This window comes from Paraburkholderia sp. MPAMCS5, from assembly GCF_036016995.1.
Taxonomy (GTDB): domain Bacteria; phylum Pseudomonadota; class Gammaproteobacteria; order Burkholderiales; family Burkholderiaceae; genus Paraburkholderia.
Genome location: NZ_JAYXBK010000011.1, coordinates 113,250 through 126,544, shown reverse-complemented (window position 1 = coordinate 126,544; position 13,295 = coordinate 113,250). Strand labels below are relative to the sequence as shown.

The 13,295-nt window shown below is 63.8% G+C and carries 11 protein-coding genes; 8 read left to right on the top strand and 3 right to left on the bottom strand.

All coding sequences use genetic code 11. The annotated features are described in order from the left end of the window. The first annotated feature begins 73 nt into the window (after window positions 1–73). From VOM14_RS22805 to VOM14_RS22775, 7 genes are all read left to right on the top strand, one after another. Entirely contained in the window at window positions 74–1,186 is a 1,113-nt protein-coding gene (locus VOM14_RS22805) for an ABC transporter substrate-binding protein (protein ID WP_327631014.1), read from the top strand. A gap of 99 nt (window positions 1,187–1,285) precedes the next feature. Next, window positions 1,286–2,224, top strand: coding sequence for an ABC transporter permease (locus VOM14_RS22800; RefSeq protein ID WP_327631013.1), 939 nt, complete (start codon window positions 1,286–1,288; stop codon window positions 2,222–2,224). Further along, window positions 2,221–3,012, top strand: a complete 792-nt coding sequence (locus tag VOM14_RS22795; RefSeq protein WP_327631012.1) for an ABC transporter permease — start codon at window positions 2,221–2,223, stop codon at window positions 3,010–3,012. The genes VOM14_RS22800 and VOM14_RS22795 overlap by 4 nt, the downstream gene beginning before the upstream one ends. A gap of 45 nt (window positions 3,013–3,057) precedes the next feature. After that, the gene (locus tag VOM14_RS22790; protein ID WP_327631011.1) at window positions 3,058–4,128 is read left to right on the top strand and encodes an ABC transporter ATP-binding protein; all 1,071 of its coding nucleotides are present in this window, start codon (window positions 3,058–3,060) and stop codon (window positions 4,126–4,128) included. A gap of 374 nt (window positions 4,129–4,502) precedes the next feature. Then, entirely contained in the window at window positions 4,503–5,783 is a 1,281-nt protein-coding gene (locus VOM14_RS22785) for a dicarboxylate/amino acid:cation symporter (protein ID WP_327631010.1), read from the top strand. A 48-nt stretch (window positions 5,784–5,831) separates the two neighbouring features. Further along, window positions 5,832–7,832 (top strand): sensor histidine kinase, encoded by a 2,001-nt coding sequence (locus VOM14_RS22780; RefSeq protein WP_327631009.1) that lies wholly within the window; start codon window positions 5,832–5,834, stop codon window positions 7,830–7,832. A gap of 16 nt (window positions 7,833–7,848) precedes the next feature. Then, the gene (locus VOM14_RS22775) at window positions 7,849–9,201 is read left to right on the top strand and encodes a sigma-54-dependent transcriptional regulator (RefSeq protein WP_327631008.1); all 1,353 of its coding nucleotides are present in this window, start codon (window positions 7,849–7,851) and stop codon (window positions 9,199–9,201) included. Window positions 9,202–9,290: 89 nt separating this feature from the next. Here the strand turns inward: VOM14_RS22775 and VOM14_RS22770 are convergent, their stop codons facing one another. Continuing rightward, complete coding sequence (locus tag VOM14_RS22770) at window positions 9,291–9,824, bottom strand: TlpA disulfide reductase family protein (protein WP_327631007.1); 534 nt, start codon at window positions 9,822–9,824, stop codon at window positions 9,291–9,293. A 221-nt stretch (window positions 9,825–10,045) separates the two neighbouring features. Here VOM14_RS22770 and VOM14_RS22765 point away from each other — a divergent pair, with 221 nt between their 5' ends. Beyond that, on the top strand, window positions 10,046–10,702 hold the full coding sequence (locus VOM14_RS22765; protein WP_327631006.1) for a hypothetical protein: 657 nt from the start codon (window positions 10,046–10,048) through the stop codon (window positions 10,700–10,702). 332 nt (window positions 10,703–11,034) lie between these two features. On the opposite strand, the gene VOM14_RS22760 is transcribed toward VOM14_RS22765, so the two are convergent. After that, complete coding sequence (locus tag VOM14_RS22760) at window positions 11,035–12,609, bottom strand: YifB family Mg chelatase-like AAA ATPase (protein WP_327631005.1); 1,575 nt, start codon at window positions 12,607–12,609, stop codon at window positions 11,035–11,037. Between the two features lie 118 nt (window positions 12,610–12,727). Then, a complete protein-coding gene (locus tag VOM14_RS22755) occupies window positions 12,728–12,985 on the bottom strand; it encodes an accessory factor UbiK family protein (protein ID WP_327631004.1) in 258 nt (85 codons plus the stop codon). Window positions 12,986–13,295 lie beyond the last annotated feature (310 nt).

Genomic DNA, 13,295 nt, shown 5'->3' with positions numbered 1-13,295 from the left:
GGGCGCAGGCGTCCTTGAATTCCAACCAGAAATTTTCCAAACGTAGCAACTTCGGCAGAGGATGGGGAAAACTATGAACCGCACCGTGTTAGCTCGCATACTTTCGATGTCGGCCGCCGCAGGTGTCGCCGCTGCCGGCGCGAGCAGCGCTTGCGCCGCGCCGCTCGATGCACTGATCGCCGCCGCCAAGCAGGAGGGCCAGCTCACCGTGATCGCGTTGCCGCACGACTGGTGCAACTACGGGCAACTCGTCGCCGGCTTTCAGAAGAAGTACGGCATCAAGATCAACGAGCTGAATCCCGACGCCGGTTCCGGCGACGAGATCGAAGCCATCAAGGCGAACAAGGGCAACAAGGGACCGCAGGCGCCCGACGTGATCGACGTGGGTCTGTCGTTCGGCCCGAGCGCGAAGGCCGACGGCTTGTTGCAGCCTTACAAGGTCTCCACGTGGAACTCGATTCCGAAGGATTCGAAGGACGCCGACGGCTACTGGTACGGCGACTACTACGGCGTGCTCGCGTTCGAAGTGAACGGCGACATGATCGACAAGGCGCCGTCCGACTGGAGCGATCTGCTCAAGTCCGACTACAAGAACGCGGTCTCGCTCGCGGGCGATCCGCGCTCCGCGAATCAGGCGATTCAGGCGGTGTATGCAGCGGGCCTGTCGCAAAGCAGGGGCGACGCGGGCAAGGCGGACAAAGCCGGCCTCAAGTTCTTCAGCGATCTGAACAAGAACGGCAACTTCGTGCCGGTGATCGGCAAGGCCGCATCGCTCGCGCAAGGCACGACGCCGATCGTCGTCCGTTGGGACTACAACGCGCTCGCCGACCGCGATACGTTGAAGGGCAACCCGAAGGTTCAGGTGGTGGTGCCGAAAACAGGCGTGGTCGCGGGCGTCTATGTGCAGGCGATCAGCGCTTACGCGCCGCATCCGAACGCCGCCAAACTGTGGATGGAATACCTCTATTCCGACGAAGGCCAGATTGGCTGGTTGACGGGCTATTGCCATCCGATGCGCTATAACGAACTCGTGGCCGGCAAGAAAGTGCCGCAAGCGCTGCTCGACAAGCTGCCGCCGCCGTCGTCGTATAAGAACGTGGTGTTCCCGACGCTCTCGCAACAGGACGCGTACAAGGAAACCATCACGAAACATTGGGACGAAGTGGTCGGCGCGAACGTCAAGTAAGCGCGACTCGCCAACGTAGCGAGAAGTCATGCGCGCCGCGCGCGCCGTTCGCCATGGGCGGCGCGCGCGGCGTGAGCTATCAGGCCTCAAGGGTGAGCTATGAGCGCTTCATCGGATGCGGGATCGGTGCAGCCGGAACTGGTGGTTCCGCCGCTGCACACGCCAACGCCGCGCGTCGACGGTCCGGGCCGCGCGTCGCAGATGCTGGCCTGGATCGGCGTCGTACCGTTCTTTACCTTCGCGCTGCTGTTCCTGATTCTGCCGACCGGCTTCCTGATGGTCGGCGCGTTCCAGGACGCGCAAGGACACTTCACGCTCGCCAATCTGCGCGACCTGTTCCAGCCGTCGGTCCTCGACGCTTACTGGATCAGCTTCAAGGTCAGCGCGGCGTCTTCGTTCGGCGGCGCGCTGATCGGCTCGCTGCTCGCGTGGGCGGCGGTGCAGGGCAAACTGCCCGGCTGGATTCGTCCGACGTTGATGACCTTCTCCGGCGTCGCCTCGAACTTCGCGGGCGTGCCACTCGCGTTTGCGTTTATCTGCACGCTCGGGCGCGTGGGGCTCGTCACGGTGCTGCTGAAAAAGTACCTCGGCTTCAATCTGTACTCCACGGGCTTCAGCATCCTGAGTTTTTCGGGGCTCACGCTGACCTACCTATACTTCCAGATTCCGTTGATGGTGCTGATCGTCACGCCCGCGCTCGACGGCCTGAAGCGCGAATGGCGCGAAGCCTGCGATTGCCTCGGCGGCACCGCTTATCAATATTGGCGCCACGTCGCGCTGCCGGTGTTGTGGCCGAGCGTGCTCGGCGCGACGCTGCTGCTTTTCGCCAACGCATTCGGCGCGGTCGCGACGGCCTATGCGCTGACCGGCAGCTCGTTGAACATCGTGCCGATTCTGCTGTTCGCGCAGATTCGCGGCGACGTCATGCACAACCAGAACCTCGGCTATGCGCTCGCGCTCGGCATGGTGCTCGTGACGGGTCTTTCGAATGGCGGCTACATCTGGCTGCGCTCACGTGCTGAAAGAGGCCGCCGATGAAAAACCAGTCTCGCGTGGGCGCGTGGACCGCGATGGTGGTGGGTTCGCTGTACTTCCTGATTCCGCTCATCGCCACCTTCGAATTCAGTCTGCGGATGAAGCGCGGCGCCTACAGCTTCGAGGCGTATAGCGTCGTGCTGGGCGATCCGCATTTTCAGGCGTCGTTCGGCTATTCGATCCTGATGGCGCTGCTCACGATCGTGGTCGGCGTGTTGCTGGTCGTGCCGACCGCCTACTGGGTGCAACTGCGCTTGCCGAAGCTGCGGCCGGTCGTCGAATTCATCACGCTGCTGCCGCTCGTCGTGCCGGCTATCGTGATCGTGTTCGGCTATTTGCGCATCTATAACAGCAGCTCGATTTTGCCGCTCACGGGCAACGAGCGCGCGACCGATCTGCTGCTCGTGTTCGGCTATGTGACGCTCTCGCTGCCATACATGTACCGGGCCGTCGATGCCGGCCTGCGCGCCGTCGACGTGCGTTCGCTCACCGAAGCCGCCGAATGTCTCGGCGCGAACTGGCCGACGATTCTCTTCAAGGTGATCTTCCCGAATATCCGCTCGGGCATTCTGTCCGGCGCGTTTCTTACCTTCGCGGTGGTGATCGGCGAATTCACGCTGGCGAGCCTGCTCGACCGGCCCGCGTTCGGCCCGTATCTGCAATTGATCGGCGCGAATCGCGCGTATGAGCCGTCGGCGCTGGCGATTATCGCGTTCATGATCACGTGGGCGTCGATGGGTCTGATTCAGGTATTCGGTTCGGCGCGCGCGTTGAGCGGCCAGAAAATCTGACGCATGAGCTTCACACACTAGTTTGATTCACTGAGGCCGCGAATCATGGCATTCCTCGAAATCGAAAATCTGCATAAGTCGTTCGGGTCGAACATCGCGCTGCATCACTTCGACATGAAGATCGAGCGCGGCGAGTTCATCACTTTTCTCGGACCGTCCGGCTGCGGCAAGACCACCGTGCTGCGGATGATCGCCGGCTTCGAAACGCCCACGCGCGGCATCATCCGGCTCGACGGCAAGGACGTCACGCATCTGCGCACGCGGCAGCGCAAAGTCGGCATGGTGTTTCAGGCGTATGCGCTGTTTCCGAATATGACGGTCGCGGAGAACATCGGCTTCGGGCTGAAGATCGCGCATCGGCCGCAGGTGGAGATCAGTCAGCGTGTCGAGGAAATGCTGCATCTGATCAAGCTGCCGCAGCTCGGCGGACGTTATCCGTGGCAACTGTCGGGCGGCCAGCAGCAGCGCGTCGCGCTCGCGCGCGCGTTGGCGGGCAAGCCGCAGGTGCTGCTGCTCGACGAGCCGCTGTCCGCGCTCGACGCGAAAATCCGCATTTCATTGCGCCAGGACATTCGCGCGTTGCAGCGCGAACTCGGCATCACGTCGATTTTCGTCACGCACGATCAGGAAGAGGCGCTGTCCATTTCCGACCGCATTGTCGTGATGAACGAAGGGCGCGTCGAACAGATCGGCTCGCCGTCGGAAATCTATAACTATCCGCGCACGCGCTTTGTCGCGTCGTTCGTCGGCACGCTGAACATTCTGGCCGGACACGTGGTCGATCCGGCAACCGGCAAGATGGCGGTGGACGGTCAGGAGTTGACCACCACGCAGGAACTGCCGGCCGGCGACGCGGGCAAGAAGCGCCTTCTCGCGCTGCGCCCCGAAGCGATCGTGCTCGAACCGGCCGCGCCGGGCCGCAACACCTTGAGCGCGACCGTCGAAGAAGTGAATTTTCTCGGCGCGGTGGTGCGAATCCGAACGCGCGTGAAAGACGCGGTGATTTCGCTCGACGTCTTCAACGATCCGAATCGCGGTTTGCCCGAGCGAGGTCAGCCGGTGTCGCTCGGCTTCTCGCACGACAATCTGCTGGTGCTCGAAGAAGGCAGCGCTTAAACGCCGCCGGAAGCCCGCCAGAAAAGACTTCGGGTTTTCCCTAGGCTGCACGTGCGACGGATTCCGGGTTTCCCGACGCGCTCAATCCGGATTTCCGGAATCCCGGACGTCCGGCCCGGCGGCGCGCGTAAAAGTCCTTGAAAATCAATGCGATGCCGCTGGCGTCAAGCTGGCATCGACCTTGCAATTAAGAGTCCGCGGGCTTAACGGCCCGACGACTAAAGCAAGGAGACAACGATGTCTGATTTCCCTTCCCGGTATTTCTGAATTCGTCGTCTTGTCGCGGCCTTAATGCCGTGCAGCGGCGACGATTTTTCGTTCGCATGATGCGCAGCGTGGCAGGCCATGGGCTCATCCACATCGCAGGAAACATCGTGAAGAAACCTATCCACAAAGTGCTGTACGTCCAGGTGATCGTCGCGATCATGATCGGCATCGCGCTCGGGCATTTTTATCCGAACCTCGCCGTCGACATGAAACCGCTCGGCGACGGCTTCATCAAGCTGATCAAGATGGTGATCGGGCCGATCATCTTCTGTACGGTCGTGACCGGCATCGCCGGCATGGAAGACATGAAGAAGGTCGGGCGCGTCGGCGGCAAGGCGCTCCTGTACTTCGAAATCGTCTCGACGTTCGCGCTGATTCTCGGCCTGGCCGCCACGCACCTGTTGAGGCCGGGCGTCGGCTTCAACATCGATCCGGCCACGCTCGACGGCAAGGCAGTCGCTTCGTATGCCGCGAAAGCGCATGGCCAGTCGACGGTCGAATTCCTGATGCACATCATTCCGGACACGCTGACGTCGGCCTTTGCGCAAGGCGAGATCCTGCAGATCCTGCTGATCGCGCTGCTGTTCGGCGCGGTGCTCGCGACGGCCGGTGAAAAGGGCAAGGTCGTCACGAACTTCATCGAAGGCATCTCGCATATCCTGTTCGGCATCGTGCGCATCATCACGAAGCTGGCGCCGATCGGCGCATTCGGCGCGATGGCGTTCACCATCGGCAAGTACGGCATCGGCTCGCTTCTGCCGATGCTCAAGCTGATCGGCACGTTCTATCTGACGTCGATCGTCTTCGTGGTGGTCGTGCTCGGCATCATCGCGCGCGCGGTGGGCTTCAACATCCTGCGCTTCGTCTCGTACATCAAGGAAGAAATGCTGATCGTGCTCGGCACGAGTTCGTCCGAAGCCGCGCTGCCGCAACTGATGCTGAAGCTCGAAAAGCTCGGCTGCTCGCGCTCGGTGGTGGGCCTCGTGGTGCCGACCGGCTACTCGTTCAACCTCGACGGCACCAACATCTACATGACGATGGCCGTGCTGTTCATCGCCCAGGCGACGAACACCGACCTCACGTGGACGCAGCAGCTCACGCTACTCGCCGTGACGATGCTGACCTCGAAGGGCGCGAGCGGCGTGACCGGCGCGGGCTTCATCACGCTGGCTGCCACGCTCGCCGTGGTGCCGACCATTCCGCTGTCGGGCATGGTGCTGATTCTCGGTATCGACCGCTTCATGAGCGAATGCCGCGCGCTGACCAACATCGTCGGCAACGGCGTGGCGACTGTGGTCGTGTCGGCGTGGGAAAAGGAACTGGACCGCAACAAGCTGAACGCCGCGTTGCGTGGCGACGTCGCGGTCAAAGAGCCGGCCGGCGTCTGAGCCGGCACAGTCTGAAAGCGTAACGATTGCGGCCGCGGACACCAGCGCATGAAACCGGTGACCGCGCGCCCCACTGAAGCGCCGCCGGCCGACGAAGCTCGCGCCGGTGGCGCTTCGCCTTATGCCACAATATCCGATCACCATCGACTGGATATTGCCAACGTGACGCGCCGCCTGCTGATCCTCTTCGCGCTCGTCGCCGGGCTCGTGGCGGCGTGCGGGCTGACCTATAGCCTTGCGTGGCAAAGCGGAATCGACAGTTTGCGGCGCAATGCCGCCACGCGCGTCGATCGCACCACGAACTCGCTGAAGAGCACGCTGGAGCGCTACGAATCGCTGCCGTATCTGCTCGCGGAACATCCGATCGTGCAGGACGTGCTGGTCGATCCTTCGCCCGCCAATGTCAGGCGCGCGAATCTCTATCTCGAAGACCTGAACCGTCACGCGCGCGCGACGGTGACCTATATCATTCCGCTCGACGGCTATTGCGTGGCCGCGAGCAACTGGCAGGGGCCGGGCAGTTTCATCGGCGCGGGCTATCAGTTCCGGCCGTATTTTCTCGATGCGATCAAGGGCGGCGTGGGCCGCTTCTTCGGCATCGGCACTATTTCGCAGGCGCCGGGCTACTACATCTCGCAGCCGGTGCGGCGCGAGGGCAAGATCGTCGGCGTGGCGGTCGTCAAACTCGATCTCGAATGGTTCCAGGGCGCGGACGCGTTCGAGCCGCTCCTCGTCACCGACGATCACGGCGTGATCTTTCTGTCGTCCGTACCCGTGTGGAAATATCACACGATACGGCCATTGCCCGGCCAGGTCGCCAATTCGATCTACCAGGCGCGGCAATACGCGCAACTGCCCATCGCGCCGCTGCCGGTCACGATCGAACGAACGCTCGAAGGCAACGCGCAGATCGTGCGCATCGGCGGCGGCCGTTACGCGCCGCGCTATCTGGCGTCGCGGCGCGGCATGGGCGAACCGGACTGGCATCTGATCACCATGGCGCCCGTCAGTCCCGTCGACGCCGACGCGCGCAACGCGACCATCGTCACCGGTTTCGGCTATGTGTCGCTCGTGCTGCTCGCGTTCTACTGGAGAATGCGCCGCGCGCGCGTGCGCGAAATGATGCGCAGCCGCGCGCTGCTGCAAAAGGCGTACGCCGAGTTGAACCAGCGCGTCGCGGAGCGCACTTCCGACCTGTCGCAAGCGAACGAGCAATTGCATAAGGAAGTGGCCGAACGCACGCGCGCCGAGCAGGAGTTGCGCGCCGCCCACGACGAGCTGATTCAGGCGAGCAAGCTCGCCGCGCTCGGTCAGATGGCGGCCGGCATCACGCATGAATTGAATCAGCCGCTCGCCGCGTTGCGCGGCTTCTCGGACAACACGCGGGTGTTGCTGGAGCGCGGCGACCAGGCTTCGGCGCGAGAGAATCTCGAAGCGATCGCGGCGCTGACCGAGCGCATGGGCAAAATCACCAATCAACTGAAGCTGTTCGTCGGACGCGCGCGGCCGCGCAGCGCGCGCGCGCCGGTTGTGCGGGCGCTGCGCAACGCGCTCGCGCTGTTGCAAAAGCGCTTGCAGGGCGTCGAACTCGACATCGCCCTGTTCGACGCGGCCAGCGGCGCGCGCGCGCCGCTCGATCTGGCCGACGAGCATCCCGAATTGATTGCTCATTGCGACGATCTGCGTCTCGAACAGGTGCTGATCAATCTGCTGGGCAATGCGCTCGACGCCACCGCCGGCATGACGCCTTCGCGCATTGGCGTGCAGATCGTGGCGGCCGGGGAGAGTTTGTCGGTAGCGGTCAGCGACAACGGCCACGGCATTCCCGAAGACGTGTTGCCGCGCCTTTTCGAACCGTTCTTCACCACCAAGGAAATGGGGCAGGGGCTGGGTCTCGGGCTGGCGATTTCGTCGTCGATCGCGCGGGATTGCGGCGGCACGCTGGTGGCGCGCAACGCGCCCGAAGGCGGCGCATTATTCGTGTTGACTCTGCGCCGCGGGCGCGTGCAGGCGAGTCACACGGCGGACCCGCTCACCACGGGCTCCTGAATCAGACGGACACAACATGCAGAACGACGGCTTGCAAGTGCTATATATCGAAGACGACGAACTCGTGCGGCGCGCCAGCGTGCAGAGCTTGCAACTGGCGGGCTTCGACGTGATCGGCCACGCGTCGGCGGAATCCGCCGCGAAGTCGATCAGCGCGGATTTTTCGGGCGTGATCGTCAGCGACATCCGGCTGCCGGGCGCGAGCGGCCTCGACCTGCTCGCGCAGTGCCACGAGCGCGCGCCGGACGTGCCGGTGATTCTCGTCACCGGTCACGGCGACATTTCGATGGCGGTGCAGGCGATGCGCGACGGCGCGTACGACTTTATCGAAAAGCCCTTTGCTTCCGAGCGCCTGATCGAAACCGTGCGGCGCGCGTTGGAGCGGCGCAAGCTGGTGCTCGAAAACCTCGCGCTGCGTCGCGAGCTGGCGGAACAGAACACGGTTGCGCCACGGATTATTGGCCGCAGTCCGGCGATCGAGCAGGTGCGGCGGCTGATCGCGAACGTGGCGCCGACCGACGCGTCCGTGCTGATCAACGGCGATACCGGCGCGGGCAAGGAGTTGATCGCGCGCAGTCTGCACGAGTTGTCGCCGCGGCGCGACAAGCCGTTTATCGCGGTGAACTGCGGCGCGCTGCCCGAGCCGATGTTCGAGTCCGAGATGTTCGGCTACGAGCCCGGCGCTTTCACCGGCGCGGCGAAACGGCGGATCGGCAAGCTCGAACACGCGTCGGGCGGCACCTTGTTTCTCGACGAAATCGAGAGCATGCCGCTCGCCTTGCAGGTCAAGCTGTTGCGCGTGTTGCAGGACGGCGTGCTCGAACGCCTTGGCTCGAACCAGCCGATCCGCGTGAATTGCCGCGTGGTCGCGGCGGCAAAAGGCGACATGGCGGAACACGTCGCGGACGGCTCGTTCCGTCGCGACCTGTTGTACCGGCTGAATGTGGTGACGATCGCGTTGCCGCCGCTCGGAGAGCGTCGCGAGGACATCGTGCCGCTTTTCGAGCACTTTCTGCTGGACGCGGCCGTGCGGTATCAGCGTCCGGCGCCGATGCTCACCGACCGTCAGCGCGCGAGCCTGATGCAGCGCGACTGGCCGGGCAACGTGCGCGAACTGCGCAATGCCGCGGACCGCTTCGTGCTCGGTGTCGCCGAAAATCCCGTGATGTCTTTCGGCGACGAAGCCGGCGAGACGCAGCCGCTAAAGGAGCGCGTCGAGCAATTCGAGCGTGCGGTGATCGCCGAAGCACTGGAACAGAGCGGCGGCGCGGTGGCGGTCGCGGCGGACCGGCTTCAGCTCGGCAAGGCCACGCTTTACGAGAAAATCAAGCGATATGGCCTCGCGGCCAAAGGCGACGGGGAGCGGTAAAAACAAAAACGCCGGCAGTGCCGGCGTTTTTCATTGTGTCTCGCGACGATTTCAGCCTTGCGCCGATCTCGCGCCCGTCGCGCCAGGGTTCAGGCAGCGTTCAGTGCCTTTTCCAGCAACTGGTCGAGTTCCGCGAACTGCGGCTCGCCCACATAGCGCTTCAAAATCTTGCCGTCCTTGTCGACCAGAAAAGTGGTCGGCGTGAGCTGGACGTTGCCGAACTGCTTGGCGGCCGAACCGTCGTCCATGGCGACCTTGAAGGGCAACTGGCGCGTTTGCGTGTAGTTGGCCACGTACATGGGTGCGTCGTAGCTCATTGCGACCGCCACGTATTCGAGCCCTTTGCCTTTGAAGCGGTTATAGGTCTGGACCATCTGCGGCATTTCCTTCATGCAGGTGTCGCAGCTCGTCGCCCAGAAATTGACAAGATAGACCTTGCCTTTCAGGTCGGCGGTGCTGATTTTCTGGCCGGAAAGCAGCGTGAACGTGGCGTCGGGCACGCGCTGCTGGCCGGCAAACGCGAAATAGCCGGCGAGACCGATCGCGATCGCCACCACGGCAATGATCAGATAGCGCAGTGGATTCGTGCGGGTGACGGCGGTGGACGGCGTAATGGTGCTCATGAACGGAACCTCGGGAGTCGCGCAAAGGCGCGGGACAGTGCGTCGGTTTGGGCTTGGGCGCCCGCTACAGCGTAGGCCGCCATTGTAGTCCTATTCCGGCGGCGCGGCAGGAAGCGAACGCGCGGTCCCATGGTCAGTCTCACGGGCAGCCTCACAGGCAGTCAGTCGGCCGGCAGCGGATAATGGCGTTTTCCGCTCCCGTCATTTCGCGCTTCGTTCCTATGTTCCAGACAGTGGTTTGCGTCGTTTATCTGCTCGCCCGAATTCCCTCGCGTCTTTCTTCCGGTCTCCGTTTTTCTGGCCACTTCGCCAGCGATGCCGCTTCGCGCCCGCCGCGCGCGGCTTCGGCCGCTCGCGTGGCGGCCTGCGCGCTCGCTCTCGGCGCGGCGCTGTCCGCCTGCTCGCCGACGTTCAACTGGCGCACCATCATGAACAACGACAACGGCTACACCGTCGATCTGCCCGCCAAACCCGGCAACGATCAGCGAGCGGTGCAGATCGACGGCACGCCGATGCAGATGGCCATGCAAACAGCCGAAGCCGGCGACGCTGTGTTCGCGGTCGGCACGCTCATGCTGCCCGACGACAGCGAAGCCACGCAAAGCAAGGCAATCGACTTCCTGCGCACCGGCCTGGCCCGCAATGTTGGCGTGGCGCCGGATGCGCACGCCGTGCAGATCCCGCTGGCGGCAGGCGGCAAGGTGCCGGGCCTTGAAATGAAATTGAGCGGGCAAGCCGGTTCGGATCATGAAACGCGCACGGTCTATGCGCGGCTCGTGGCACGCGGGCGGCACGTCTATCAGGCGGCGATCATTGCTTCGAAGCCGCTGCCGCAGGAGCAGGTCGACCAATTTTTTTCGTCGTTTCAACTTTATTGAAAACGGTAGTTTTGGCCGATCGCGGGCGCTAGCGAGTCTTGCGCTCAGTGAAAGTTCCTTCGCAGCTTCCTGCGCTAGTTCGCGGTTTACGTTGAGGTTTTCCACTTCCGCACTGTTCCTGTGGATAACTCTGTTGAGAACTGGCCTTTTTTTGCCGCGAATGCCCGTCCGGTGGGCATTCCGTCAGTCTGAGCAGGCGTTGGCACGAATAAAAAATTGTTTTAAATCAAGGCCCTTTGCGCGCACCCTTCGATATACCTTTCAGATGTATCTAAATTTGTCTGGAACGCGGACATGTGTATAAGTCAAGTCTTGACAGCATATTTTTCTGCTCATACAGCGTTGAAAGCGCGCCGGTATTGAATCGCTTCGCCGACCTGCGCGGCGCTCGGCATGCGTGCGCCCGCTAGGTCCGCAATGGTGCGCGCGACTTTCAGGACGCGATAGTAGGCTCGCGCGGACCAGCCGAAACGCTCGCCCGCCTCGCGTAGCAGCGTTTCGCCCGCGGCATCGGGGCGGCAGACTTCGTCGACCTCGCGTCCGCTCAATTCCCGGTTGGTCTTGCCTTGCCGCGCCAATTGCCGCTCGCGCGCGAGATTCACGCGGCGCGCGATCACCACACTCGTCTCGCCGACGGCGTTCGATCGCGCCGACAATTCCGCCGACGTCAGCGCCGGCACCTCCAGTTGGATGTCGATCCGGTCGAGCAGCGGCCCCGACAGTTTGCGCAGATAGCGAGCCGCCACCTCCGGCGTGCAGCGGCAGCGTCCGTTGGGATCGCCGCGCCATCCGCATGGGCACGGGTTCATGGCCGCGATCAACTGGCAGGCAGCGGGGAAATCCGCTTGTAGCGCGGCGCGCGAGATGGTGATGCGGCCCGCTTCCAGCGGCTCGCGCAGTGTTTCGAGCACATGGCGATCGAACTCCGGGAGTTCGTCGAGGAACAACACGCCCAGGTGCGCCAGCGTGATTTCTCCCGGTTGCGGCGGATTGCGCCCGCCCACCAGCGCCGCCGCACTCGACGAATGATGCGGCGCCCGAAACGGCCGCTGGCGCCATTGGGCCGGCGTGAAACCCGCGCGGCTCGCGGAAAGGAGCGCGGCGGAGCTGAGCGCTTCGTCGTCGGTCATGGGCGGCAGCAGGCCCGGCAAACGGGCGGCGAGCATGGATTTGCCCGCGCCGGGCGGACCGATCAGCAGGACATGGTGTCCGCCGGCGGCCGCGACTTCCAGCGCGCGGCGCGCGCCGCGCTGGCCGATGACGTCGCCCATGTCGGCCATCGTGGCAGGCGCGATGTCGGCGAGATTCGGCGCGGCGACCGGACAGAGGCGCGCGTCGGGCGCTTCGGCCAGATGGGCGCAGAGCGACGGAAGATCGGGCGCGCCATATACGTCGACGCCGGGCACGAGCGCCGCTTCAGCCGCGCTCGCGGCGGGAAGGTAAAGCTGCGGATTGCGGAGAGGCGGCGCTTCGTCGCTCACGATGGCGGCGGACGAGCCCAACGCCGCCGCGCTGCGCGCCGTTCCGCAGGCCATGGCGAAGGCGCCGCGCATGGGACGCAGCGCGCCGGTCAACGAAAGCTCGCCGGCAAATTCGCGGTCGAGCAGCGACTCCGCTGGAATCTGGCCGCTCGCCGCGAGAATGCCCAGGGCGATCGGCAGATCGAAGCGACCGGATTCCTTCGGCAAATCGGCGGGGGCCAGATTGACGGTGATGCGGCGTACGGGAAAATCGAAGCCGCAGTTTTGCAGCGCCGCGCGCACGCGCTCGCGGCTTTCGCGGACTTCCAGATCAGGAAGCCCGACGATGGAAAATGAGGGTAATCCGTTGGCGAGGTGAACCTCGACGGTTACTTCGGGCGCGCGGCCAGAGGCCGGCGCGCGACTGCGCACCACGGCAAGCGACATGTTTTCTCCCGTCGGACGGCGCCTTGAGCGCTCGAATCCCCTTAATACGCTGATGACGTCACGGCTCGCTTGCCTGTGATGTGCAGCCCTATGCGCTGGCGCGCGGCGAGCGCAAGCGTCAGGAAGCCGGGGTCGCGACGGGCAGCTTCTGTTCGAGTTCGGCGACGCGGCGCTCCAGCTCTTCCAGCCGGGCGCGCGTGCGCACGAGCACTTGCGTCTGCGTGTCGAATTCCTCGCGCGTGACCAGATCGAGCCTGGAGAAGCCTTGCGACAGCATGGCTTTCACATTGCGTTCGACATCTTTAGCCGGCGAGTTCTTGAGCAGCTCGCTCATGCGGGCCTGAATGTCGTTAAAAACATCGTTCGGTTGCTTCATGGTGTTCCCCTTGGTGCACAAAAAATGTGCAGCGTTTCATTGCGTCTGTGCCTGATATCCGGCGATGCGCTCTGTTGGTGCGTCCGCTGCGGCCGCAACGCGCGGCATGAGCGCCTTTGGTGCGCGCCCGCGCGTTCAGAACCTGCGGACACTCTAGCAACGATCCCCGCGCCGCGCCACCGCGCAGGGCTCGGACTGGCCATCTGGACAAGGCGCGCTAAGCCTTTGGGAGCGCCCGTGGACGCCGTCTGGACTCAACATGGCATACGAGTTGCTCTTACTGCCCCGCGCGCATCGCCGGCCCTTTTTT